The organism is Paenibacillus sp. WG02, from assembly GCF_055396115.1.
In genome coordinates, this window is the sequence record NZ_AP036016.1 from 4,746,528 (window position 1) to 4,769,816 (window position 23,289).

Annotated in this window: 30 protein-coding genes; 5 read left to right on the forward strand and 25 right to left on the reverse strand. The window is 44.2% G+C overall.

What is annotated here, in order from left to right; genetic code table 11:
- Positions 1-151: 151 nt before the first annotated feature.
- Genes ACBP55_RS21515 through hrpB form a run of 3 tightly spaced genes read right to left on the reverse strand, consistent with a single transcriptional unit; the run spans position 152 to position 3,647 of the window.
- The gene (locus ACBP55_RS21515) at positions 152-415 is read right to left on the reverse strand and encodes a hypothetical protein (RefSeq protein ID WP_464644847.1); all 264 of its coding nucleotides are present in this window, start codon (positions 413-415) and stop codon (positions 152-154) included.
- The gene (locus tag ACBP55_RS21520) at positions 408-1,127 is read right to left on the reverse strand and encodes an alpha/beta hydrolase family protein (protein ID WP_464644848.1); all 720 of its coding nucleotides are present in this window, start codon (positions 1,125-1,127) and stop codon (positions 408-410) included. Before ACBP55_RS21520 ends, ACBP55_RS21515 begins: the two co-directional genes overlap by 8 nt.
- Positions 1,128-1,160: 33 nt before the next feature.
- Positions 1,161-3,647, reverse strand: a complete 2,487-nt coding sequence (gene hrpB, locus ACBP55_RS21525) for an ATP-dependent helicase HrpB (protein ID WP_464644850.1) — start codon at positions 3,645-3,647, stop codon at positions 1,161-1,163.
- A 228-nt stretch (positions 3,648-3,875) separates the two neighbouring features.
- On the opposite strand from hrpB, the gene ACBP55_RS21530 reads away from it, so the two are divergent.
- Together ACBP55_RS21530 and ACBP55_RS21535 are read left to right on the forward strand one after the other, a co-directional pair.
- Positions 3,876-4,130: a YpbS family protein gene (locus tag ACBP55_RS21530; protein ID WP_029194179.1), complete on the forward strand. Its 255-nt coding sequence runs from the start codon at positions 3,876-3,878 to the stop codon at positions 4,128-4,130.
- A gap of 14 nt (positions 4,131-4,144) precedes the next feature.
- Positions 4,145-4,309, forward strand: a complete 165-nt coding sequence (locus ACBP55_RS21535; RefSeq protein WP_157036697.1) for a hypothetical protein — start codon at positions 4,145-4,147, stop codon at positions 4,307-4,309.
- Between the two features lie 53 nt (positions 4,310-4,362).
- On the opposite strand, the gene ACBP55_RS21540 is transcribed toward ACBP55_RS21535, so the two are convergent.
- The 4 genes from ACBP55_RS21540 to ACBP55_RS21555 are packed head-to-tail and all read right to left on the reverse strand — an operon-like array spanning position 4,363 to position 6,594.
- A complete protein-coding gene (locus ACBP55_RS21540; RefSeq protein WP_464644852.1) occupies positions 4,363-5,001 on the reverse strand; it encodes an NUDIX hydrolase in 639 nt (212 codons plus the stop codon).
- A 39-nt stretch (positions 5,002-5,040) separates the two neighbouring features.
- Complete coding sequence (locus tag ACBP55_RS21545) at positions 5,041-5,298, reverse strand: DUF2164 domain-containing protein (protein WP_464644854.1); 258 nt, start codon at positions 5,296-5,298, stop codon at positions 5,041-5,043.
- A gap of 9 nt (positions 5,299-5,307) precedes the next feature.
- Positions 5,308-5,616, reverse strand: coding sequence for a Dabb family protein (locus tag ACBP55_RS21550; protein ID WP_464644855.1), 309 nt, complete (start codon positions 5,614-5,616; stop codon positions 5,308-5,310).
- Between the two features lie 36 nt (positions 5,617-5,652).
- A complete protein-coding gene (locus ACBP55_RS21555) occupies positions 5,653-6,594 on the reverse strand; it encodes a hypothetical protein (protein ID WP_464644856.1) in 942 nt (313 codons plus the stop codon).
- Between the two features lie 152 nt (positions 6,595-6,746).
- On the opposite strand from ACBP55_RS21555, the gene ACBP55_RS21560 reads away from it, so the two are divergent.
- The 3 genes from ACBP55_RS21560 (at position 6,747) to ACBP55_RS21570 (ending at position 8,479) form a co-directional block, all read left to right on the forward strand.
- Complete coding sequence (locus tag ACBP55_RS21560; RefSeq protein ID WP_164826781.1) at positions 6,747-6,923, forward strand: hypothetical protein; 177 nt, start codon at positions 6,747-6,749, stop codon at positions 6,921-6,923.
- A gap of 141 nt (positions 6,924-7,064) precedes the next feature.
- Complete coding sequence (locus ACBP55_RS21565; RefSeq protein WP_464644857.1) at positions 7,065-8,054, forward strand: YpdA family putative bacillithiol disulfide reductase; 990 nt, start codon at positions 7,065-7,067, stop codon at positions 8,052-8,054.
- A gap of 122 nt (positions 8,055-8,176) precedes the next feature.
- Positions 8,177-8,479 (forward strand): hypothetical protein, encoded by a 303-nt coding sequence (locus tag ACBP55_RS21570; RefSeq protein ID WP_235550974.1) that lies wholly within the window; start codon positions 8,177-8,179, stop codon positions 8,477-8,479.
- Between the two features lie 191 nt (positions 8,480-8,670).
- On the opposite strand, the gene ACBP55_RS21575 is transcribed toward ACBP55_RS21570, so the two are convergent.
- The 18 genes from ACBP55_RS21575 to ACBP55_RS21660 form a co-directional block, all read right to left on the reverse strand.
- Complete coding sequence (locus ACBP55_RS21575) at positions 8,671-8,808, reverse strand: hypothetical protein (protein ID WP_464644860.1); 138 nt, start codon at positions 8,806-8,808, stop codon at positions 8,671-8,673.
- Between the two features lie 232 nt (positions 8,809-9,040).
- Positions 9,041-9,214, reverse strand: coding sequence for a hypothetical protein (locus tag ACBP55_RS21580; RefSeq protein WP_464644861.1), 174 nt, complete (start codon positions 9,212-9,214; stop codon positions 9,041-9,043).
- 445 nt (positions 9,215-9,659) lie between these two features.
- Positions 9,660-10,214, reverse strand: coding sequence for a DNA-3-methyladenine glycosylase I (locus tag ACBP55_RS21585; protein WP_464644863.1), 555 nt, complete (start codon positions 10,212-10,214; stop codon positions 9,660-9,662).
- A gap of 84 nt (positions 10,215-10,298) precedes the next feature.
- Entirely contained in the window at positions 10,299-11,105 is an 807-nt protein-coding gene (locus ACBP55_RS21590; RefSeq protein ID WP_464644865.1) for a TatD family hydrolase, read from the reverse strand.
- The gene (locus ACBP55_RS21595) at positions 11,089-11,865 is read right to left on the reverse strand and encodes an ABC transporter ATP-binding protein (RefSeq protein ID WP_464644866.1); all 777 of its coding nucleotides are present in this window, start codon (positions 11,863-11,865) and stop codon (positions 11,089-11,091) included. Before ACBP55_RS21595 ends, ACBP55_RS21590 begins: the two co-directional genes overlap by 17 nt.
- Before the next feature lie 18 nt (positions 11,866-11,883).
- Positions 11,884-12,651 carry an ABC transporter permease gene (locus ACBP55_RS21600; RefSeq protein WP_029194190.1) on the reverse strand — a complete coding sequence of 256 codons (768 nt, stop codon included), beginning with the start codon at positions 12,649-12,651 and terminating at the stop codon, positions 11,884-11,886.
- On the reverse strand, positions 12,651-12,941 hold the full coding sequence (locus tag ACBP55_RS21605) for a thiamine-binding protein (RefSeq protein ID WP_029194191.1): 291 nt from the start codon (positions 12,939-12,941) through the stop codon (positions 12,651-12,653). The genes ACBP55_RS21600 and ACBP55_RS21605 overlap by 1 nt, the downstream gene beginning before the upstream one ends.
- Positions 12,942-12,968: 27 nt before the next feature.
- Positions 12,969-13,982: an ABC transporter substrate-binding protein gene (locus tag ACBP55_RS21610; RefSeq protein ID WP_173188431.1), complete on the reverse strand. Its 1,014-nt coding sequence runs from the start codon at positions 13,980-13,982 to the stop codon at positions 12,969-12,971.
- 349 nt (positions 13,983-14,331) lie between these two features.
- A complete protein-coding gene (locus tag ACBP55_RS21615) occupies positions 14,332-14,742 on the reverse strand; it encodes a VOC family protein (protein WP_464644868.1) in 411 nt (136 codons plus the stop codon).
- A gap of 17 nt (positions 14,743-14,759) precedes the next feature.
- Positions 14,760-15,611: a patatin-like phospholipase family protein gene (locus ACBP55_RS21620; protein ID WP_464644869.1), complete on the reverse strand. Its 852-nt coding sequence runs from the start codon at positions 15,609-15,611 to the stop codon at positions 14,760-14,762.
- A gap of 119 nt (positions 15,612-15,730) precedes the next feature.
- A complete protein-coding gene (locus ACBP55_RS21625) occupies positions 15,731-16,624 on the reverse strand; it encodes a metal ABC transporter permease (protein WP_464644870.1) in 894 nt (297 codons plus the stop codon).
- The gene (locus tag ACBP55_RS21630) at positions 16,617-17,564 is read right to left on the reverse strand and encodes a metal ABC transporter permease (protein WP_464644871.1); all 948 of its coding nucleotides are present in this window, start codon (positions 17,562-17,564) and stop codon (positions 16,617-16,619) included. Before ACBP55_RS21630 ends, ACBP55_RS21625 begins: the two co-directional genes overlap by 8 nt.
- 13 nt (positions 17,565-17,577) lie before the next feature.
- Complete coding sequence (locus ACBP55_RS21635) at positions 17,578-18,339, reverse strand: metal ABC transporter ATP-binding protein (protein WP_464644873.1); 762 nt, start codon at positions 18,337-18,339, stop codon at positions 17,578-17,580.
- Positions 18,340-18,372: 33 nt separating this feature from the next.
- Entirely contained in the window at positions 18,373-19,326 is a 954-nt protein-coding gene (locus ACBP55_RS21640) for a metal ABC transporter solute-binding protein, Zn/Mn family (protein WP_464644875.1), read from the reverse strand.
- A gap of 311 nt (positions 19,327-19,637) precedes the next feature.
- Positions 19,638-21,203: a DUF3369 domain-containing protein gene (locus ACBP55_RS21645; RefSeq protein ID WP_464644876.1), complete on the reverse strand. Its 1,566-nt coding sequence runs from the start codon at positions 21,201-21,203 to the stop codon at positions 19,638-19,640.
- Entirely contained in the window at positions 21,200-22,111 is a 912-nt protein-coding gene (locus ACBP55_RS21650) for a sensor histidine kinase (protein ID WP_464644878.1), read from the reverse strand. The genes ACBP55_RS21645 and ACBP55_RS21650 overlap by 4 nt, the downstream gene beginning before the upstream one ends.
- 13 nt (positions 22,112-22,124) lie before the next feature.
- On the reverse strand, positions 22,125-22,736 hold the full coding sequence (locus tag ACBP55_RS21655; RefSeq protein WP_464644880.1) for a hypothetical protein: 612 nt from the start codon (positions 22,734-22,736) through the stop codon (positions 22,125-22,127).
- 9 nt (positions 22,737-22,745) lie between these two features.
- A complete protein-coding gene (locus ACBP55_RS21660) occupies positions 22,746-23,126 on the reverse strand; it encodes a hypothetical protein (RefSeq protein ID WP_464644882.1) in 381 nt (126 codons plus the stop codon).
- Between the last annotated feature and the right edge of the window lie 163 nt (positions 23,127-23,289).

Sequence of the window (23,289 nt, forward strand, 5' to 3'; positions counted from 1 at the left end):
CCCAAATTAGAGGGAGGTTTTCTAGTTAGATGACCGTTTTGAGCAGTTAACGCCAAATGAACTGGAGGAATTCCTGTTAAATTTCGCTTCGTATCGAAACAAAATAGAGGCTGCTCGCTAGGTTATTATCCTTTTGAGTCAGCCTCTTATCTTACTTCACTAGGTTTTTTTGAGCTGCGTCCACGAGCATATCAAACCATTCATCATCTTCGAGCAAATCTTCAACAGCTTCGATTTCCTCTTCTTTTCCAGATTCCTGTAAAAAGTGAAGCGCGTAGCTCCAGTCATCTTTACCTCGTTTGCTTTGCAGGGTAATTTCGTACGGATGCTCATGTCCTTCCACCTTGAATTGCACTTGTCCTAGATAGCCTTCTTCTTTGCTGTGTTCCATGCTCGCTTTTAGAATTTCAATCATGTTCATCATCCTTTTCTATTCGTTTTAACCAAGTCCAAATCGTGTTCATCGTGGTTTGCAGGTTCGTTTCTTTATTCCATATATAGGGATTGTGATCTCTGAAATAATCGGCATGCCCACCTATTAACGGTAAAGTTTGCCTATGAGAAGGTGCATGTTTCATGCCATTCCAACTGCGCAATCCCAAGCGCGTTCTCATCCAGCCACCCCATGTGCCAAGTCTTGGTACTGGATCATTGGATTTATCCAACTGATTAGCAGCATCTAGATAAAGAACACGGCTCTTTAACGATGGAGGAATCGCACATTTCGGCGATCCAATTTGGACCACACCGAGGATGGAAACCCCCTCTTTCATAAGGGCATCGGCCGCCAGAATAGAAGCCACCGCCCCTGCACTATGCCCAATTAGCAGCAGTTGCTGTCTAGGGACTAGGTTGTCGGTAATCAACTTGAGCAAGCTTTTGCCGCCATAATGAGACCTTTTCCGATGTGCATTGTTCCATAGATCACTGGTAATTTCCCGAAGCTGCACTTGCTTTCGTCGTGTCCAATCGCCATACGGATAATGGATAACGACTTTGACACGTGAACCCGCTTGTTGAAAACGTGCGGCCAGTGCCGCGGCAAAAGCATCCAGGAAATTAGGTGCTGTGGCAAAACCAGCTGATACATAAATGACGAATTCCTCCGGTTCGGAGTGGATTGTCATGGCTTGCTCAGTTCCCTTCTCGTGCAAATTAGGTTAGGAACGCGGTTTAGCTCGATTTGTAGGCATCGCCGCCATCGGATCATCCGGCCAGTAATGCTTGGGGTATCGGCCTTTGAGATCTTTTTTCACTTCAAAATAAGCATCCCGCCAGAAGCTCGCCAAGTCCTTCGTCACTTGAACAGGACGCTGAGCAGGCGATAATAAATGTAAAGTAACTGGCACTCTCCCCTTTGCGATCCGGGGGGTATCGGCTAAACCAAACATTTCTTGTAAACGAACCGACAAAGCTGGTGACTCGCTGACGCTATAATCAACAGGAATACGAGAACCGCTGGGCACCTGAATGTGTGTTGGGGCCCATTCTTCTAACCATCGGCGCTGCTCCCATGTTAGCATTTCTTCTAATATGCTTGTCAAGTTAAGACGCCCTAAAGCCCCCTTGCTTTTCAAACCGTAAAGATGGGGTCCTAACCAGTCCTCTAAGGAAGCAAGCAAATTGGCATCCCCCATATCTGGCCATTCTACATCAAATCGATGCAAAAACATAACTCGCTGTTGCAGCTGCCTTGCGCTCCGATTCCAAGGGAGCAGCTCCAAAGATTCAGCTTGAATACCGGATATCAAAGCTTGCAGCACTAACTCAGGGTTTGGATCCTGCAAGGGGTTTTCTTTGAGGATAATGGCACCTAACCGAAGGCGCTGTCTTGCTTTAACGGAACCCGTTGCCTGTTCCCAAAGCACTTCTTGCTCTTTGAGCAAGCGGTCCTCAAAGGCTCTAATCAGCTCGTCCTCCTGAATCGGGGCAGCCAAATAAATTCGGCTCTCCGCTCCGTTATCGTCCAGCTCGGCGGCGACGAGATAACGCTCGTTGGAGAGCGGCTGCAGCTCGGGCAGCACAGCGCCGCGCCCGCTGCTGAGCAGGAACCGCCCCGTCGACCGCCGCTGCGCGACGCGGTCGGGATAAGCGAAGGCGAGCAGCAATCCGCTCGCATCCGCTTTATTCACGCTCGGCCGGATGCCGAGCTGCTGCATGAGCACTTTGGCTTCCGCCGCGATGCGGCGGCATAAGCCAAAGTCAACGTCTGCGCGCTGCTCGCCCTGCGCAGCGCGCCAGAGCACTTCGATGCGGGTACGAATATCCGCATCTCTCCTTTCAGCAGCGCGCATGAAATCGCGTTCGCTCAGCATTACGGCGAGCTCGCACGCAAGCGTGCCGAGCTCAAGCGGTATGGCTTGCAGCACCATGTGCGCAAGCCGCGGGTGCAGACCTAGCGACGCTAGGCGTTTGCCGTGCGCGCTCAAGCCCCCGTCTTCGTGCAGCGCGCCCAGCTGCACGAGCAGTTCCCGCGCCTGCTGATACGCAGCAGCAGGCGGCGGGTCCAGCCAGACCAGCGAAGCTGGGTCTGGCACGCCCCAGGCGGCCAGCTCCAGCGCAAGCGGCGCCAGATCCGCTTCGCGGATCTCTGGCGTGCTGCTCAGCGGGAGCTGCCGCTGCTCGGTCTCGGTCCATAGGCGGTAACACACGCCTGGACCGAGCCGACCGGCACGGCCTCTGCGCTGATCCGCAGAGGCGACAGACACAGGCACCGTCGTCAGACGGGTCATGCCGGTGCGCGGCGAAAAACGGGGCACGCGCATAAGCCCGCTGTCTATAACGACCGTGACGCCTTCGACGGTCAAGCTTGTCTCGGCAATCGACGTGGCCAGCACAATCTTTCGGTGCCCAGGCGAACTTACTACCAGCGCTTGGTCCTGCGCCTCTTGAGAGAGATTACCATACAGAGGTGCGATCTCTATCTCTTTCCCTAATTTAAGCGCAGCAAGGCTGTTAGCAACACGATGAATTTCAGCTGCTCCCGGGAGAAATACGAGCAAACTGCCTTCGTTCATTTGCAATGCCCGTTGGATGCTTGTGACTACAGCCTGTTCTATTTTGCTTGTCATTTTCGCTTCCAGATAATGAGTTACAACCGGGTAAGTACGCCCTTCACTTTGAATAATGGGCGCATGATCAAGCATGGCCGAAACCGTGTTGGCTTCAATCGTAGCCGACATAATCAGAATTCGCAGGTCCTCACGAAGCAGAGTTTGCGATTGCCTGCTAAGCGCTAATCCCAAATCTGCATGTAAGCTGCGCTCATGAAATTCATCAAAAATAACAGCCCCTACGCCTTCCAGGGCAGGATCTGTTTGAAGCATGCGCGTAAGAACACCTTCCGTTATCACTTCAATTCGTGTGTTCGGTCCAACTTTCGTATCATTTTTCACTCGGTAACCAATCGTCTGCCCAACTTCTTCACCACGAAGCTTCGACATATAGCGAGCAGCTGCACGAGCTGCCAGTCTTCTGGGCTCGAGCATGAGGATTTTTTGTCCTTCCAGCCAAGGTTCATTCAGGATTGCTAGCGGTACTTGCGTTGTTTTACCTGCACCAGGCTGAGCAACCAATATTGCGCATGGGTTTGTTCGTAAAGCTTCTTTCAATTGAGGAAGCACGGTTTCAATCGGTAACGAGTTCATTAGTTTCACTCCGAGGCTTCTGTCAGTATTATTTTCGCTTGCTCCATACGTCTCGTACAGGTTTCCGTCATTTCAAGTCTGGACTCATTCAATTAACGACATTAATTATTAATGAAGTGAACTTTATAATGTCGATTAATGTTCGGATTTCCTCTTCCAAAACCTGTTACTCATCCATTCAATCGTGTATACTAGATTAGAATATGGTCACTAAAGGAGAACTTGAAGATGAATGTACATGAAGCGATAACTAAACATTCGAATGCACAGCACCTACATCTCGTTAGGTTTGCAGAGCTAGATGCACAGCGTGAGCAAGCTATTGACGCTGCTGTCGATCTGTGCAGAAGCGGGCTCCCTTTTAGCGTTGATGCGATTAACGCCATAACAGCTCAAATCATCGCCCATGCCAAAGAAGGTATTTCTCCGCTCCGTTCTTATGTATCTGAAGACATGGTGCGCGATTACGTAAACAAAGGTTAAGGAGATAAATAGCGATGGGTGTTCTAACTTTTATTTCAATGTTAGTTATGGGATCGGCATTTAGTGCCGGGTTCTTGCTTTTGTTTAAGCGGAAAACAGCTCTTGGTATTGTCTGTATCGGGCTCTCCATTGTCTGTTATATTGCTTATGCTTACATAGCGAACAAGTATTTCGTCTAAAATTAGATATGTACGCAATGAGAACCGATTGGGTCACCCGATACGGTTCTTTTTCATTCCGACCATTCATTTTCCCTTAATGTGCGAAACACAAGATCAAAATAAGCGACAGGATGCGGCACCAAATGATCTAAGGTCAGAAGCAAACTTGTTTGATCTAACTTACCATCGAGACCCCTTTTATAGCCACTTGCCTTTATTTCATTTGTTTGTTGATGAACTAAACGCTCAAGGTCTGCGACACCTACTGCGAACAGACCGCTTACCTCATCTGGCTGCAGCGCGTAACGATTCAGCGGTTGATCACAACGATATATAAACACATGACAAAACTCACGATCAATGAGTTGATCCGAAATCAGATCTTCTTCTGCATACATCCCGCAAGGGATTAATTCACTGAAATCGACTTTCAGCCCCAGTTCTTCCTCTAGTTCTCTCACACCATCTTCCGTGGTTTCTCCAGCAGCGAGATGCCCGGCGCAAGAAATGTCCAGCAAGTTCGGAAACAAATCCTTCTCTGGATGTCTTAACTGGAGTAGGAGACTAGGCTCCTTCCCTTCAAAGCTAACGATCCAACACTGAAAAGTTCGATGCCACAGCCCTTTTGCATGCACTTCTGAGCGCGGAGCCACCCCAAGCCTATTCATCTTTTCATCATAGATATCAAACATCTCTTCTGACTTGTTCAAAATGCTCGTGTTCTCCCCTCAGAACCTTCTCTGTACTTTCTATCTGCGTGTTATTTTTTTCGTCATTTTCATGGCATAGAGATCTTCTTCTAATGAACTCATTCTTTCCATCAATGTTTTGCCAGCGTCTTCTATGGCCTGGTTATAAATAGGTGCAGCCAATTGCTGAAGCATATAATCGATTAATTGTTCCGTGGCCAAACGTCCTAATTCAATATTATGGTCCAACTCCAGATAGCCTTGCAAATCCTCAATCAACAATTCTTTCTCTTCTTTCGCTAATTTCAAAGGTTTCATTCGAGCACCTCACTCAAAAATCATCAAATCGATTTCTTGAAACCGACTTACTTCTTTCACCCAGCGTTCCGCAACATAATGGGTATGTACGGGATGAACATTGTAAGCTTCATAAGCCGCTCTATCTGCAAATACCATTGAGAATCCGTAATCATAATCTGTCTTTGTGCTAACTTGACGAAACACTTCAAATTGCTCAACCCCAGGTATAGCTGCCAGTTCTTGCGCACTGCTTTTTAGAAATTGTTCTGCTTCCTGCGAATCTTTACCTGCGTGTAAATTAAATACAACCATATGTTTGATACTTGCCTGATTCATAGGTTTCTCTTCTCCTTTTGTCTCCAACTATAACCATTATAGCGGATTTTGTATCATCGAACTATATAACCTCTTTCCTTCTTCCATGCTCGCCTCCGCCTTGCGTAAAGCTTGCTCTAACTCGTTGCAAAGTCGTTTCACTTCCATCGATTTATCTTCTACTTGTTCAGATGTTTCATGGATCTTGTCTTGAACCATCCAGTCAATTATTAATCCGTCAAAAAAATAATCTGAGAATTTGAGAAATCCGCTAATCTGGCTGTCGATAGATAAGTTCACATGAACATCCTTCAGTTCCTTCTCAAAGCGACTAAGACTGTTCTGTGCCGTACGGACATGGTCCATGGCTTCATCAATTTTCCCGTGTTTGATATGTGTAGACAACATGCCTCCGCCGAGCATATCATAAGTGCCCCAATTGCGTGCAGAATGAAGTGATTCAGCTGCTAACTGCAAATGTTCCACGACCGATTCCCCTGCACTTATCGCCTCTTTAAGCTCTTTGATTTGTAAATGAAACTCGGCTATCCGTTCAGAAAGTTCCCTCAGCTGCCTGCTCTTCCCAGAGTCATTAGCATGAATATAGGATTCAATTCGGAGGGTCAAATCTTCCACTTCTAAGTCCCAAAATCGTACGGAATGGAGTTTGTTCCGCATTTCAAGTATCTCTTTCTCGAGATTATCCCTTCGACCAACCGCTTCATCGAATCTAAATTTCACTTGTAACAGTTCTTGCTCTTCAACAGACAATTTCTCTGCCTTCTTGCCAATTAAATCATACAGAAAACCTGTAAAGCTGCGAGTTTTTAATTTTTCCACATCTCTTTTTTCTTTTATAAGCTGCTCTTCCCAAAGGACAATGTGGTCTTTTGAGTCACGCCATTCTCTTTCTAAATCTGCTAATCGTTCCGACCATAAGGCTTGCAGACGGCCATTTTCTTTGGCTGCTGCCAATTTTTGCACAAGCTCTTGAATCATTTTCCACCCTCCCTTACAGAATTCATCTACTCAACTAGACGACGCCGAGCATGTATTGGTTTCATCAACTTTCCTTTTTATGGAGAATAAAAACAGTCACAAGTGTACACGTTAAAACTGAACGTTAAACTGCTCTTGAAAGGATGAACGACATGGAAAACGAGAAGCATAGAGGCAAATACAAAGGCACAACGAACATGAATGCGAAAAATCAAGATATGGCTTTCGTGAACGACACGTTAGAAAATGCACCCAATACGACACCTGTCAACATAGCGGAAGACGACATTAGCGAAGGTAACGAAGAACGACAATTGAATCAGAAGTAAGGGTCATCTTAGATCCAGAGCAGCATACTATTTCCTACATCAAGGGGGTATGTCTGCTCTTTTTTCCCTTAGCTAAACTTGGCATCTTCCTCAGCTTGCGATACTATGTAATGAGTATTTAGTCTTGGGGAGGTTGCTACAATGGAACAAGTCATCGTCATAGGTGCGGGTCCTTGCGGATTGTCAGCCGCTATCGCCTTACAGCGCGAGGGCCTTTCACCTTTACTTATAGAAAAAAGCTGCATCGTAAATGCCATTTATTTATATCCAACCTATTTACAGTTTTTCAGCACACCTGAGCTGTTGGAAATCGGCGGTTATCCGTTCACAACACCTCATGAAAAGCCTTATCGCCAAGAAGCTTTGGTTTACTATAGAGAGGTTGCGCGTAGAGAACAGCTGCGAATTCGTTCCTATGAGGAAGTTGTTTCTATCGAAAGATTAGAGACGGGATTTACGGTGCATACGGAGGATCAATTTGGAAAGAAAGCCGCATACAACACGCGTAACGTCATCGTAGCTACGGGCTACTTTGATCATCCTAATTTGCTCGGAATTCCCGGTGAAGAACTGCCAAAGACAACGCATTATTATAAAGAAGCCCATCCTTATGCCGGAGCCAAAGTAGCCATTATTGGCGGAAACAACTCCGCAGTCGATGCCGCTATGGATTTACTCAGAGTTGGCGCTGAAGTTACAGTGATTTACCGCGGCAAGGACTTCTCAGCCAACATTAAACCCTGGGTTCGTCCTATTTTTGAGAGTATGGTGAAAAAAGGCCGTATTCAAATGTGGTTCGATTCTCAAGTTGAACGTATTGACGAGCATACCATTACCGTACGTAAAGCAACCGAACACTTCACTTTAGACAATGACTTCGTACTTGCCCTAACCGGATTTCGACCGGATCGCGGGCTTCTGACCTCCATCGGTGTACAATTTCACGTAGAAACCAACGCTCCACTAGTTCAACCAGATACGATGGAAACGAACATCCCAGGTTTATATGTAGCTGGTGTTGTTGCTTCTTCTAAATATGATGCAAACGAAATTTTCATTGAGACAGGTCGTATGCATGGTCTGGCCATCACAAAGCATATCGTTTCCAGAACGAACCTCCAATCCAATTGATTGGAGGTTTTTTCATATGAAAATATTTCCCATTTTTCATAGATTCCCCTTCCATTACGAACATTTGTTTGCTATAATAAAAACAAGAACAAATGTTCCAATTAGATGAGGAGGTTGTTAACATGATGAACACCAGTCACAATTTTCGTTTTATTGAGAGAGATTATTGGTACCATAAGGCATTGTGTGACACTGACCATCTTCTTCCCGGACAGATTGACGCCATGCTGGACGAAGCACACACCCACTACGCCGATTATACGTTCAAGTTTTATGACGATGGTTCGGTGACAATCATAGATAACGACACCAATAACCGCATTAAACCTCGCGAACTAACAGGAGCCGTATATGACTTCTACATTCGCAAGAGAATCTATTTAATTAAAACAAACTTGATGGAGAAACAACTCCAATATGCTTAAGAACAAATAAGGCCATCTGCATGGACATTGTCCGTGCAGATGGCCTTTTCTCTTTATCGCAACTCTTCTTGAATTACCTCTGGCAGACCAAGGGGCATAAGCCCCAGTCGGAACATTGTCTAAGATGATGTAACGGCCTTTTTCGAATACCTTTCTAAAAAAGCCCTTAAATAATAAAAACACCAAGTCGATTAAACCTGATGTTGGAGAATCCATTGCTCTATATCCTCTTCTTTATAAATGCTATCAGCAGTTTTTAATCCTAGTTCAATTAATGCTTCTTGACTATACTTTATTGTTACTCCATTCAATTTCAGCAATAGTAACATCGTGGCTGCTCCAACACGTTTATTGCCGTCGACAAACCCATGGTTTTTTATTAGGTGATAACTGAAATTTTCCTTATAGTTCCCTCATATAAATCTTGCCCATCAAATGTTACGAATGCTTAATTAAGAGCACTTTCAATCAATCCAATATCCCTAATTCCTTCAGAACCACCTGTAGCTATTACAATTTTCTTATGAAAAGTAATTACGTGAGTAATTTCAATGGATTTCATTACTTAGCCAGCTCCTCAAGAGCTTCACGATTTTCATTAATAATTTCATCCATCATCTTCTCTAAATTATCTTCATTTCTCGTCTTTAAAAATTCAACAAAATCAATTACTTCGATCTTTTTATCTTCTGGCAAGGCTAAAAAGTCCACATTTACTTCCTGAATTTCTTTCAAAAATAATATTGCTGTTATTTCATCTAACGCCGTTGTGTTCTCAACACCTCACCGACTTAAGGCCCGTTGGACTTCAAGTAATATCCATTGATCTGGAAAATGAATTCTTACTGTTTCCCAATTCATATCTTCTCCTTCTTTCAAGTCGGTTTATAAATGAATTATACCAAATCCGAATAGCGTTAAGTTTTTATGAACTTTCGTATAATGTTGTTGTATTCTCGAAGCCTCATCGACTTAAACCCTGTATGGGGCCGCGATGCGGTTAGTCGGTGCAGATGAGTCTGCTGATAGAAATTAAAAAGGAAGGATTACAAAGTCTTTGAAGACTTTGTACCCTCCCGATGCTTTCGGAGCTTATAAGTAACAAAAGCGATAAACTGCACGAATGTAGATGCTTTGAGTCGTTTAACAACAATATAGGAACTTTTGTATGTTTGAACAGCTAGTTATATCGAAAACAAGTTTGGTTGTGATCATTCACCATGCCAACAGCTTGCATATAAGCATAACAAATCGTCGAACCGACGAACTTGAAGCCGCGTTTTTTTAAATCCTTGCTCATCGCATCCGAGATTTCTGTCGTGGCAGGCACCTGACTCATATCCGTCCAACGATTGTTGACCGGCTTCCCGCCAACGAAGCCCCAGATATAGGAATCAAACGTGCCAAACTCTTCCTGCACTTTAAGAAAGGCTTTCGCATTTTGAACAACAGACGCTATTTTCAAGCGATTGCGAACGATCCCTGGATTCTGCAGAAGTTCATTCAGCTTATTATCGTCATAGTTCACAATAATCTGCGGATCAAACCCATCGAACGCTTCCCGGTAGCTCTCTCGCTTCTTCAGAATCGTATACCAGCTCAATCCTGCTTGTGCGCCCTCTAGGTTAAGCATCTCGAACAAATGGCGATCATCATGGACAGGAACCCCCCACTCATGATCATGGTAATCGATATATAACGGATCTTCATTAACCCAACCGCATCTCATAGTCATTTCAACACTCACCTTATCCAGAAATCGAACGTGCGTTCTGTATTATTATAAAACCTATCCGAAAAGTTGTCCAGTTAGATTTAATTAAAATAAGTGAGGCGAAGGAATACCGTAGAATTGTTTGGTATTATTCAAAAGTGTATGTGCCGCTTCTACCACGGGCAGTCCTTTTAGAAGTGCTATCTGTTCAACGACAGCACGGATCATACGCGGATGCGTCTGCTGCCCCTCAAAAGAGCCCTCGAACGGCCATGGACCATCCGTTTCGACCATTAACAGCGCAATCGGATAATCTCGAACAAGTGTACGTATTTCTTCTTCGTAGAGAACGTCCGGTGTTATGGAAATATAATAGCCAGCCTGAATCATTCGCTCCACCGTTGAATGCGACCCTTTGAACCAGTGAAAATGCGCCTTTTTAATGCCGTGCTTCTCAAGTAAGTCGCACACAATGTCAGCATCCTCGTACACAGCGTGCAAGACGACCGGTTTATCCAAAGACGCTGCCAGCTTCAAGAAGCGCTCAAGCAGTGCAATGTAAGGCGCTAATTCAAAAGCACGCCCCTCTGCTTCTGCATCAAGCCTCATATAATAAGGCAAACCAATTTCACCAATAGCGACCATCGTAGACGAACGCTCACTAATCCAATGAATTAAATCATTCAACTGATTTTCCGTTGGTATTACTTGTTCAGGATGATAACCATAGGCAGCAAAAACTTGCTCTGGGGCTTGCTTCAGCAGTCGCTCAGTCGCCTTACAAGAGTCCAGATGCCTAGACACTGCTATCAGTCCCTCGATGTGGCACTCTGCTAATTCCGCTAACAGAGTCGTTGCATCTGTTTCCATGTACATATCGAGATGAATATGAGCATCAATGGCTTTTATCATACGTAATCTCCTGACGCAAAAGCCCCTGAATAAACTGTCGAAGCTCTTGAAATTTCGGGTCAAGCATGACAGACTCTTGACGAGGCCTTGCAAACGGAATAGCCAGTTCCTCTATTATCTTGGCAGGTTTGTTAGAGAGAACATAGATACGATCGGATAGAAATAGCGCTTCTTCAATGCTATGCGTCACAAATAAAATCGAGCGCTTATTCTGTTCCCATATATTTAGCAGCCACGCCTGCATATCTTGCCGGGTAAGTGCGTCTAAAGAGCCGAACGGCTCGTCCAGACACATAAGTTCCTGCGGACTTAGCAAAGCTCTCAGAAAAGAGACACGCTGCTGCATCCCTCCTGAAAGTACATGCGGAAGCTCTTGCTCATAGCCGCCTAATCCAACCTTGGGCAGCCACTCCCGTGCTTTTGCCAGCGCGTCCGATTGCGTTTCTCCTGCAACTTCCTGAGAAAGTGCTACGTTGGACTCAATAGAACGCCATGGGAACAAAGCAGGCTGCTGCGGCATGTATGAGATTAGGCCTTTAGAGCCGGTTACATTCACGCCATCCAGCCACACTTCCCCTGAAGAAGGCTTCACTAGCCCGCCAATAATGTGAAAAAGAGTGCTCTTTCCGCTGCCTGAGGGACCGATAAGTGAAACGAACTCCCCTTCTTTAACATGCAAAGAAATATCCGCAAGCACGGATACGCGCTGTTTTTTGCCAGGGAACGTTTGATGAATACCTCTAAGTTCTAATTTACTCATGAACTCATCTCCCCTTTCTTAAGATGACCGTTTTGCGTTCCATCGAATGACGAGCTTCTCAAGCCCTGCGATGAGCCAGAAAAAGAGTAAGCTGAGCGTAACAATCATCAGAATAGCGACAAATTCGCGATCCGCGCGGAACGCCGATTTTTGCAAAATCATATAATATCCCAATCCAACGCCTCCACCAAGCCATTCGGCAATCACGGCCCCCATCACACTGTATGTAGCCGATATTTTGAGTCCTGTGAATAGAAATGGCAAAGCATGCGGCAGCTCTAATTTGTAAAAGATTTGCCGTTTGCTGGCGCCGATCATCTGCATATAGTTGTACATACTGCGATCTGTTTGCATAAAACCGTCCAAGGTAGACATCGTCACCGGAAAGAAACAGACAAGTGAGATTAATAGAATTTTAGGTAAAATGCCAAAACCGAATAAAATGATAAGCAGCGGCCCCAGTGCAATGGTCGGGACATTTTGAGATAAAATAAGCAGCGGGTAAAAGCCAGCCTTTAACGCAGGTACCCGATGCAAGCAGCTAGCAACAATCACGCCGCCTGTTACACCAGCACTAAACCCAATCAACATTAATCGCAATGTGGCGAATGTGTGCATCCATACTCTGGGCATATCCGTAGTGCCGTCTTTCCATATTTTAAGCGGACTAGGCAGCAGCCAGCTTGCTGTACCTCCCCAAGTCACGGCAAGCTGCCATAAAAGCAGCAGAAGGATGACCACAACAATCGGTGGCCACCCCGCTTTGAACCAGCGATGCTGTTTCATTATCTGTATTTCTCCGTCAGCTTGTCCATAGAAGCACCCGACGGATTGAAGTATATTTTCACCTGCGAAATTACGTTAGGACTGCCCATCTCAATCATTGCGGCATTCATGTCTTGAATGATAGCCAGAAGCTGGTCGAGCTCCCCTTCCATCGTCGTCTCCAGCGGAGATACGAAATACTTCACGCCAGACTTGGCAATGACTTCAATTGCACGATCTACATAGGGTATGACATCTTCATTGTTTTTCGTTTTTGGAATGATTTGAATACTGACAAGTGCATTAGCCACTTTAAGTGCCCCCTCCAACAAATCGTATTATTTTGAGCTTTCCGGTAAGAATTTGTTCGTGAATGCAGCATCTGCATCGATATTTTTCTCAAGCAGCTTATGATCTAGCATCCAGCTTGCATAATTTTCCCAAACGGATTTTTTTTGTTCGCCCCAACGAGCAGCATCATCTTGATAACGTGGGCTGAGCCATTTTTGACTGGCAAGCACGAGTTTTTTATCTAGATCCGGCACGGCTTTGATCAAAATATTAGCAGCGTCCTCAGGCTTGCTGATAGCAAATTGATACCCTTTCGATGCAGCAGCCATGAAGGCTTTAACAAGTTCAGGCTTCTCTTTGATCATTTTCTCACTTGTCGCAAGGACCGGTGTATAGTAATCCAGTTTATCCGAATATTTGTTCAAATAAATCATGTTCAGCGGCTCGCCGCGCAGCTCGGCATCTACACCGGTCCAAGCATAGTAAATCCATGCGAAATCAATATCCCGTTTCACGGCTGTGAAATAATCGGCATCACCAATGTTCACGATCTTCACTTTGCTCGGATCTGCTTTCTCGGATTGCATGAGCGAGTCGATCATCGCACTTTCTGACGGAGCACCCCAACCGCCATACGTTTTCCCCTCGAAATCTTTGGGTGATTTGATGTTTTTCGCTACTGGCGAAGCAAATCCAGATGTATTGTGTTGAATCACCGCAGCAATGGAAACCAACGGCACACCTTGAATTCGTCCTTGCGTAATGCTTTCTTGATAACTGACACCGAATTCCGCAGCCCCTGAAGCAATCATCGCATCGGCTCCGCCTTCACCGGGAGCAATAATTTCTACGTTTAGTCCTTCTTTCTCAAAAAAGCCTTGATCCTTTGCGACGTACAACCCCGTATGGTTCGTATTTGGCGTCCAGTCCAGAACGACCTTCACGTTCGTTAACGGCTTAGTCGTTTGCTTTGCCGGCTGTTCAGCCACCTTATTGCCGCAACCAGCCAAGGCGACTGATAGGCTAACTAGCATAAGTGGTGCAATTTTCTTCCATTTCATTCTTTGTTTCCCCTCTCCACATCTCTATTTAACCACAAGAAAAAGCCCCCGTTATCCGGGAGCGCCATGAGTAGAAAATGATAAACCCATTCGAAACAAATCGAATGAACGTGCATTTATTAGAGTTCTCTACGCTGGCATTACCCAGATCAGATTAACGGTGAGTGACAATGACGGTCACAATCTCAGCCTGACTTCTCAAGCTCCCGTGGGTTCTTATTGGTTTGTTTATACCATACCTCATGTTCGTACTTATTGCAAACAGAAATGATAGTTACATGACGGTATTTTCCAATGCCTATTCTTATTGGGGCGCTTCACTTAATGAACAGTGACCTTAATCATCTATCTATTTTTTCACAAGAGTCAATTGCCATGTGACGCCAAAGCGATCACCAACCCAACCAAACTTTTCGCTAAATGGGTAAGCCGCAAGTGGCATCAAAACAGTACCGTCTTGTGATAATTTCTCATACACGCGATCAATTTCCTCTTCACTATCACACGTGACATACAACGAAATTGCAGGCGTAAACGTGAAATCATGCTTCATACTGCTATCTATGCACATAAATACTTGTCCATGAAGTGAAAATGTGGCGCGCAGAACACTTCCCTCGGCGCCTGCTTCGCCCGCTCCATAGCGCTTTATAGTCAATATTTCAGATTGGTCAAATAAAGAAGTGTACAAATTCATCGCTTCCTCAGCTTGGCCAGAAAACATTAAAAATGTCGTTATTTTTTGATTTGATTTTTCCACGAACACAACTCCTCCAATTAATTAAGTAGCCATTCTTTCATCTGCGAGCCCATTCGCTTCGCATCCTGATACCCAAGCTCGTGCAGCGCTTCTAATTTCAAAGGATCCTTTTCCATGCGGCCTACTACTACTTTGGACGAAGGCCGTATAACGATCGCACTTCCATCCGCTTCCATTCTTTCAATGGTTTCTAAGGTTCCATTATAGATTTCGCTTCGATTGACAAGTACATTTACTAGGCCGTTATATGCCGGATAAAAGCTTTTAGCTAACCATCTCTGTTTAAATGGGGTCTTGCGATAACCTTTTTCTTTGGTAAGCACGATTACATGCTTTTTATTCCCGTCAGCAAGAGACTTCTTCACAGGAATCGGATCCACTAAGCCACCGTCAAATAAGGTCCGACCTTCATAATGTATGGGTGTCGCTACAAAAGGCAATGAGCTTGAAGCTTGAACAATCGGCATGGTTTGCTGCATGAACTGATGCTTCGTGTAATAAATAGGTTCGCCCGTATGCGCATCGGTAGTTCCGATAGCAAACTGCTGCGGCGAGTTATAGAAGGCATCGTAATCAAACGGTACCAACTTATTGGGCAACTCATTGAATATGAAATCCATCCCAAATATGCTTTTATGACGGAATAAATTGCGATAGCTTAAATATCGGTGATCCCTAATATAACCAATCGTTACTTTTTTATTACGCCCGGGTTGTTTGGATATATATGAAACAGCGTTGCATGCACCTGCGGATACACCAACGACATATGGAAAATATAAATCCTGTTCCATAAAGTATTCCAAGACTCCAGCGGTGTATACGCCACGCATACCTCCGCCTTCCAGTACGAGTCCAATTCCTTCCATGGTCACACCTTCTTTCTCTCTATCTCTAGCCCCTTTCTAGCATACAGGAAATGTAAATTAAAAGAAATGCTCCTCCATCTCCGTAAAAGAGACAAAGAAGCAGATTTCATACCATTTTATTAGACGGATTCAGGAATTACCCCAGATAATCCGCGTTTTTGGCGAATTTTACGGATGATCAGTCCATTGGTTGGCGACATTAGGAAAGCAAAAACGAACATTACCCCTGCTACACTAATCATACAGCCCGCAATAGACGCATCAAGTAAGTAAGCTACGAAATATCCAGCTATTGAACTGACTACTCCAACGGCCACACTCAAAACGAGCATAACACTTAGTTTCTCAGTTAAAAGATAAGCTGTAGCCGCAGGCACTATCAGCATGCCGACGACGAGAATTGCACCTACACTTTCGAATGAAGCCACTGTCGTGATCGACACCAAACCCATCAATAGATAATGGAATAACAAAACTGGAATACCCACGGCAACCGCAAGTGCCGGATCGAACGAGCAGAGTTTAAACTGTTTATAAAAGAGTCCAATCACAACACTACTGAGAAGAAGAGCAAATCCTACCGCCCATATGGCTTTAGGTCCGATACTCATACCGCCGACTTCAATGATATTCCATGGCACATAGGCGATTTCTCCATAAAGGACACAATCCAAATCCAGATCGATTTGTCTTGTATACAAACTAACAAGTACGACGCCTATGGAGAACATGGCCGTAAATACGACGCCAATTGAAGCATCAGACTGTACACCGCTCTGTTGAAAAAGCTGAATTAAAAATACAGTGATGAGACCGATAACCGCGGCACCGATAAGCATAAAAATAGAACCTCTAGAGCCGCTTATCAGGAAAGCTATCACGATTCCCGGAAGCACCGAATGACTGATGGCATCGCCAATCATAGCCATTTTACGCAATACGAGGAAGCAGCCAACCAAGGAGCAAGCAGCCGCGACAAGAGCAGCCGTTAAAATAATCCACAGATCATTCAACTTGGCTCACCCCTTTCGCCTTAACGTAATGCTCGGATTCTGAATCTTTTTGAATCTTTTGTTTCATGGAGGACTGTCTGATAAGCTTCATGATCAGTCCCCGTTTTGGAGCGAATAAAAGGGAAATGACGAATAAGATCGTCGCCGCTAGCACACTAAGTGGACCTGTTGGCAAATTACTGCCCATCGTACTCAGATATGTCCCTACGAATCCGCTAAAAGCCCCAAACAGTCCAGATAAGATGACCATTAGGCCCAACTTCTCCGTCCAATATCTAGCCGCAACAGCAGGAGTAATCAACAATGCGGCCATCAGAACGACGCCAACCGCTTGAATCCCCACAACAACAGCAACAACAATAAGAAACATCATGAAGTGATCTAGAATAGCTACTGGAAAACCTAAACCTCGCGCATAGCCAGGATCAAAGCTTAATAATTTAAATTCTTTAAAAAACAACGTACAAATACCAACTAATAGGAATGATATGATAGCCATTGTAATGACATCGGAGTTAACCATAGATGCCGCTTGACCGAATAGAAACTTATCTAATCCACTTTGATTGCCGCTTGAACTATGCTGAATTTGTGTCAGCAATACAATACCTACCCCAAAAAACACGGATAAGACAATACCTAAAGCTGAATCCTGCTTGATTTTGGAATAGCGTGTGATCCATCCGATACTAAGTGTGGCAAGTAAGCCCGCCGCTGCTGCGCCTATTAAGAAGAATAGGATCGATTTGGAGCCCGTTATCATGAATGCGACACAGACACCCGGAAGGGCTGCATGGGACAACGCGTCTCCCATCAACGACTGTTTGCGTAAATAAGCAAAGCTTCCTAATACACCGCTGCTAAGTCCTAATAATGAACATCCGAGTAATATCCATCGCGCATTCGGATCTAACCATAAGTGAAGTAATGAGTCCAACATGTTGATCACCTCGCTATCCTATTTGCATCCCGGCGTCTTCCCGATCCCAGATCGCTAATTTACCGCCATATGTTTGCTGTAATTTCTCCTTCGTAAACACTTCATTCGTCGGTCCAATATCCACAATTCCAACATTCAACAAGATAACCCAATCGAAGTACTCTTTCACGGTAGATAAATCATGGTGGACCACCAATACCGTTTTCCCTTGTTTCTTGAGCTCTCCAAGCAGCGTAATAATCGCTTTTTCCGTAGCGGCATCAACACCAACGAAAGGTTCATCCATAAAATATAAGCTTGCATCTTGTGCGAGTGCTCTCGCTAAGAAAATACGCTGCTGCTGACCACCAGAAAGTTGACTAATTTGTCTATCTGCGAAGTCAGCCATCCCTACTTTTTCTAAAGAAGACATCGCCATTTGCTTTTCTTTATTTCCCGGTCTGCGGAACCAACCCAAATGACCGTACCTTCCCATCGTTACAACATCTAGAGCATTGGTAGGGAAATCCCAATCCACCGATTCACGCTGAGGCACATAACCGACAAGGTGGCGCTGCTCTTTATAAGGCTTTCCATATATCTTCACTTCGCCGGATAGACTTGGAATTAAGCCTAGAGCCGCTTTAATTAATGTGGATTTCCCTGCACCATTGGGACCGACAATTCCAATCAATTTACCTTCCGGAATAGTGAATGATACTTGCTCCAATACAGGTTTCTTATGATAAGCTACAGTCATATTTTGTATCAATAGCGGCGCGTGCGTTTGTTTCATATTCAATCCTCCTAAGCCATTCTATAGCGACTGTTATTTCAATGCGTTTACGATGGTGTCTACATTGTGACGAACCATGCCCACATAAGTGCCTTCTGGCGTGCCTGCTTTACCCATGGCGTCTGAGAACAACTCTCCGCCAATTTGAATTTGGTGACCCTTTTCCTTCGCTCCTTGAATGACCGCTTCAATCGATTTTTTGGGAACACTGGATTCGACGAATACCGCTTTCACCTTTTTCTCGACCAAGAAATCTCTGAGCTGACTGACATCCTTGGAACCATATTCCGATGCCGTACTAATCCCTTGAAGTCCCTTGACTTGAATGTGATACGCATCTCCGAAGTAGCCGAAAGCATCATGCGCAGTTACTAGAACTCGGGATGTCTCTGGAATTAAAGCGATTTGTTTCGTCGCGTAGCGGTCTAAATCTTGAAGTTTTACAAGGTACGCTGCTGCATTGTTCTTGTAATCTTCTTTATGTGTTGGATCTAACTCACTAAGTGAATCTCTCACCTGCTCCGTAGCTTTCATCCAATGCTTCACATTAAACCAAATGTGCGGATCGTATTCCGTTTCCATTTCAGCTCCGGAGCGCAATGCTTTGCGATCGATTTTATCCGACACAGCTACGGTAGGTTTTTGCTTACCCATCTTTTCCAAAATTTCAACCATTTTGCCCTCTAAGTGAAGTCCATTATAGAAAATGATTTGCGCATCATCCAATTTTTTAATATCGCCTTGCGAGGCTTTATATAAATGCGGATCCACCCCGGCATTCATAAGTCCCGTTACTTTCACATGAGTAGAACCTACATTTTCAACAATATCTGTAATCATACCTACTGTTGTAGTGACTTTAATTTCCTTCTCCGTCGATGTTGATGTTGTTTCATTACTCGCACACGCTGACACGGTCAACATGATACCTAATAACGCAACAGCAGCGCTCATTTTCCAAAACCCTCTTACAGTTGTCAAATTCATTTTGATATGCCCTCCCCGATTGGATCATCTTTTCTAATTCTTTCCTCTTAATTTGTACAAGCGCATATTTGTTTACCAAAGGCAACTCTCAGTACATTATTACCCAGATCCATAAATGTTGCAATAGGGAAACACATTTTCCTTGATACATTTTTTTTATACGCATCCACCTTTTCGCTAGCTGCCATTTATCAATCTTTATTGGCAAAACAAAAAGCCCCTGTCCAAGGACAAGGGCTCCGCATTCATTTAAGATCTGGTTTTGCTGAGAAGGCTATTCACATATTATGCTTTATTGATAATTAATGCCGTTAACGCTGCTCCTTGTAAAACTCTTTGATGACCAGGAACTCATCCAAATGCTGAATAAAGAGATCTACGATCACAGGATCGAAATGGCGTCCGCGTTCCGTTTTAAGTAAATCCATTACGCGATCAAGTTCCCATGCTTTCTTATAAACACGATCGCTGCAAAGAGCGTCAAAGACATCAGCTAATGCGGTTATACGGCCATAGAGATGTATTTCATCGCCGCGAAGTCCTTGCGGGTATCCCGTACCGTCATAACGCTCATGATGCTGCTGTGCGATGATAGCTGCGGCATTTAAGACTTGCTTGTTCGAATGCTTAAGCATTTCATAACCTAGATTCGAATGAGTTTTCATAATGTCAAATTCTTCACTTGTGAGCGATCCAGGCTTATTTAGAATCGCATCTGGTATGCCAACTTTACCAACATCATGCATCGGCGAAGCCAAGCGAATGACTTCTGCTTCCTGCTCGGATAATCCATATTTAATGGCCAGTAAACGGGAATATTCGGCAACTCTTTTCACATGGTGTCCCGTTTCCTTGGATCTCGTTTCCGTGATTTCGCCCATCGTATAAATAATTTCTTGCTGTGTGCTTTCCAGCTCTTCATTTAAATAAATATTTTCGAAAGCCACAGAAACATTCGCACAATAAATATCAACTAAATAATGCTCCCACTCGCTGAGTGCTTTGAATCCATTCATATAGATGACATTTTCCATCCCCATCTTACTTTGAAAATAAATCACAAAACGATCAGAAGCGAAACTGCTTCTTTTGGAATGAAAGGCATGTTCAATCTCTTCGAGAACATCCGCAGGGACAACATCCCGTGCTCGTTCATCTTGATTGGATGCATAATCCCCGCTCGCTGCTAGGATATAAATATCTTCAACACCTTTGGTCACAGCAAAGCTGCAATGAAGCGCATTTTTATGTAAGTTAACGATGGAGGTCATTTGTGTTAAAACGCCGGAAGCAAATTTCTTCATAGATTGCAGCTCGAACAGCGAAGCAGAGGACTTAATAATCTCCTCCAAGCCAGATCTGCTTTTCTCAATGGTTTTAATATCCCGATAGGAACGCAGTGCCGTAACTACAGTAGTGAACAGCTTCTGCGTTGTGAGCTCTGTCTTTTCTTTATAATCATTTATGTCGTAATCCATAATGACCGTGCGTTCAGGTGCTTGACCTGGCTGGCCTGTACGCAAAATAATACGTATCGCCTGATTATTCAATTCTTCGCGTATGTGTTTAACAATTTGCAGCCCCGCATCATCTTGCTCCATGACAACATCTAAAAGTACTAACGAGGCATTCGGTTGTTGTTTCAACAGCTGTTTGGCTTCTAAAGCCGAATAAGCACTATGGAATTCCAGCTTCTTTCCATCAAATTCGAAATCTTGTAGAACCATTTTGGTCACTTGATGAATTTGTTTCTCATCATCAACAATGAGTACGACCCAAGGGTCTTGTTCGTTCGTAGTTTCCTTAGCTGAATCAGTCTCTTCTTCCTCAGCAAAAAGAAGCTCATCCTGGTCCATTAACCCATCTTGTCCTGTCATTGCACGGCTTCCTCCTCTTTCGGAATCGTAATCGTAAATAAACTTCCTTGTCCTAACGTACTAGAACCATCAATAGTTCCATTCAGCGATTGCGTGACGAGATTATAGACAATATTCATCCCTAAACCTGTTCCGCCTTTGCCGCGGCTCGTCGTAAAGAAAGGATCAAAAATTTGATCAAGAACTTCTTGCGTCATACCTTTACCGTCATCCGTATAGGCAAGGATAATATAGTCTCGATGATCTTCAACGCGTATAGTTAAACTGCCTTCTTCCTCTATCGTATAAGCATGGTTCAAAGAGTTCATAACTAAATTCGTAATGATTTGAGACAAAGCACCTGGATAAGTGTAAAGCGTCAGCTCATTATCGCAATATACATCTACTCGGAGTCTTGTTTTCTTAAGGGTAGGCTTCAAGCTGGAGATGATGCCCTCTAAATACTCCTTCAAATGAAAGGTGCGCTTGACTTCAACACTTTGATCAACAGAAATTTGTTTAAAACTGCGCACCAAGGAAGAAGCGCGTTCCAAATTGGACTGCACCATGGCATTCGTCTCTTGAGTAATGGATAAGAACTGTTCAAGGTCAGACTTTTTCATTTTCCCTGTCTCATACAAACTCTTGAATTCCTTCGTCTTTTGATCCAAATAACTAACTGCGGTTACACCGATCCCGATTGGCGTATTGATTTCGTGTGAAACCCCGGCAACCAGATTACCCAGAGCCCCCATTTTTTCCGATTGGACAAGGTGGTCCTGTGTAACCTGCAGCGTATTTAGCACCTGTTGAAGCTCATGGTAGCGCTCATCCAAATTTTTGACCATGTCATTAAAAGCTTCAGACACCTCAGCGATTTCAGGAGAAGCTTTGAACTGCAGCTTAGGAAGGTCTCCTCCTTGCTTCACAATAAGCGCGGCTTCACGGAGACCGACTTAACGGACGAATAACAATCCTTCGCAAAATAAGCCATAGCAATGTTGACATAACAATTGCAACACTAAAGCCCACAATCAGAATAAGTTTCGTTCGCTTTGTCAGCAGCGCGGCTTCCTCGGAGGAATCAAAAATAACTTCTACCGCACCTACGACAAGGCCATCCTCCTGAAGAGGCGCCGTTAGACGGACAACCGGTTTATCCGTTTCCGCCATAGGCACACGGTCAACAATGGTTTGATCCTGCTTAGGAACGACTACCCTAGAAAGAGGCATATGATTACCAACTTCAGAACGATTGGAAGCCGCGAGAACAAGGCCTTGTTTATCGTATAACTTCATTTCGAGAACACGTGTATTTTTGTATTGAATATAATCAAATATTTGCTGCACATCGGTAACGGAACGAGATTCTTCATAGCGTCCATTGATGGCAATTGTCATGCCGCTTATTTGACTCACATAGGCTTCTCGAATGGATTGATTTAAACTTATGGTATCGAAGATCAACATGGTTGAGAGCATACTGACCGTAACAGCAGTTACGACGAAAACAATTCTTTTCTGTAGGCTTAATCTCTTTTTAAGAAATGGCATGGGATGCTCCTACTTCACTTCAAACGTGATCGTCTTGCTTACATCGTAAGGCGTGTGATCGTTATTATGTAAGGAAACTTTTAATTCGTGAGGACCTTTGCTTAAATGCTCATAATTTTTTTCAGTCGTCGTCATGATTTCTTTTTCTGCTTTGTCCAAGGAAACATGCACGTGCCCTTCCCCTTGCTTGCGCTGTTGGTCATAATGCTCTTTGGAAAGCTTAAGGTCCGTTGTAATTCGAAGGGTTGCTGAATCTCCATTAACAGTGGTACTTGCATCTAAGGTAGGCGTGAACGAATTTGCCGGTGTTGTATTGGTTTTGGATGATCCACATCCGGAAATACTTAGTGTAACAGCTGCAATTATACAGAAACCTTTCCATTTCCTCATCGTTTCATCCCCTATTTAGACCCTAATTGTCTAATCATGTCAAAAAAAAGCTATCTTCTCTAGCTTATGAATATTCAAGCGGTTTGTCCACTTTTATTTTGGAAACAATCGCCTTTTTAACCAATTGATTTTGTATTCGAAATTTTCTGACTTTTTGTGTCGA

Coding starts and splice junctions, on each gene's coding strand:
- ACBP55_RS21515 (WP_464644847.1), bottom strand. CDS start 415: ATGATTGAAATTCTAAAAGCGAGCATGGAACACAGCAAAGAAGAAGGC.
- ACBP55_RS21520 (WP_464644848.1), bottom strand. CDS start 1,127: ATGACAATCCACTCCGAACCGGAGGAATTCGTCATTTATGTATCAGCT.
- hrpB (WP_464644850.1), bottom strand. CDS start 3,647: ATGAACTCGTTACCGATTGAAACCGTGCTTCCTCAATTGAAAGAAGCT.
- ACBP55_RS21530 (WP_029194179.1), top strand. CDS start 3,876: ATGAATGTACATGAAGCGATAACTAAACATTCGAATGCACAGCACCTA.
- ACBP55_RS21535 (WP_157036697.1), top strand. CDS start 4,145: ATGGGTGTTCTAACTTTTATTTCAATGTTAGTTATGGGATCGGCATTT.
- ACBP55_RS21545 (WP_464644854.1), bottom strand. CDS start 5,298: ATGAAACCTTTGAAATTAGCGAAAGAAGAGAAAGAATTGTTGATTGAG.
- ACBP55_RS21550 (WP_464644855.1), bottom strand. CDS start 5,616: ATGAATCAGGCAAGTATCAAACATATGGTTGTATTTAATTTACACGCA.
- ACBP55_RS21555 (WP_464644856.1), bottom strand. CDS start 6,594: ATGATTCAAGAGCTTGTGCAAAAATTGGCAGCAGCCAAAGAAAATGGC.
- ACBP55_RS21560 (WP_164826781.1), top strand. CDS start 6,747: ATGGAAAACGAGAAGCATAGAGGCAAATACAAAGGCACAACGAACATG.
- ACBP55_RS21565 (WP_464644857.1), top strand. CDS start 7,065: ATGGAACAAGTCATCGTCATAGGTGCGGGTCCTTGCGGATTGTCAGCC.
- ACBP55_RS21570 (WP_235550974.1), top strand. CDS start 8,177: ATGATGAACACCAGTCACAATTTTCGTTTTATTGAGAGAGATTATTGG.
- ACBP55_RS21575 (WP_464644860.1), bottom strand. CDS start 8,808: ATGTTACTATTGCTGAAATTGAATGGAGTAACAATAAAGTATAGTCAA.
- ACBP55_RS21585 (WP_464644863.1), bottom strand. CDS start 10,214: ATGACTATGAGATGCGGTTGGGTTAATGAAGATCCGTTATATATCGAT.
- ACBP55_RS21590 (WP_464644865.1), bottom strand. CDS start 11,105: ATGATAAAAGCCATTGATGCTCATATTCATCTCGATATGTACATGGAA.
- ACBP55_RS21595 (WP_464644866.1), bottom strand. CDS start 11,865: ATGAGTAAATTAGAACTTAGAGGTATTCATCAAACGTTCCCTGGCAAA.
- ACBP55_RS21600 (WP_029194190.1), bottom strand. CDS start 12,651: ATGAAACAGCATCGCTGGTTCAAAGCGGGGTGGCCACCGATTGTTGTG.
- ACBP55_RS21610 (WP_173188431.1), bottom strand. CDS start 13,982: ATGAAATGGAAGAAAATTGCACCACTTATGCTAGTTAGCCTATCAGTC.
- ACBP55_RS21620 (WP_464644869.1), bottom strand. CDS start 15,611: ATGGAAGGAATTGGACTCGTACTGGAAGGCGGAGGTATGCGTGGCGTA.
- ACBP55_RS21630 (WP_464644871.1), bottom strand. CDS start 17,564: ATGTTGGACTCATTACTTCACTTATGGTTAGATCCGAATGCGCGATGG.
- ACBP55_RS21635 (WP_464644873.1), bottom strand. CDS start 18,339: ATGAAACAAACGCACGCGCCGCTATTGATACAAAATATGACTGTAGCT.
- ACBP55_RS21640 (WP_464644875.1), bottom strand. CDS start 19,326: ATGAATTTGACAACTGTAAGAGGGTTTTGGAAAATGAGCGCTGCTGTT.
- ACBP55_RS21645 (WP_464644876.1), bottom strand. CDS start 21,203: ATGACAGGACAAGATGGGTTAATGGACCAGGATGAGCTTCTTTTTGCT.
- ACBP55_RS21655 (WP_464644880.1), bottom strand. CDS start 22,736: ATGCCATTTCTTAAAAAGAGATTAAGCCTACAGAAAAGAATTGTTTTC.
- ACBP55_RS21660 (WP_464644882.1), bottom strand. CDS start 23,126: ATGAGGAAATGGAAAGGTTTCTGTATAATTGCAGCTGTTACACTAAGT.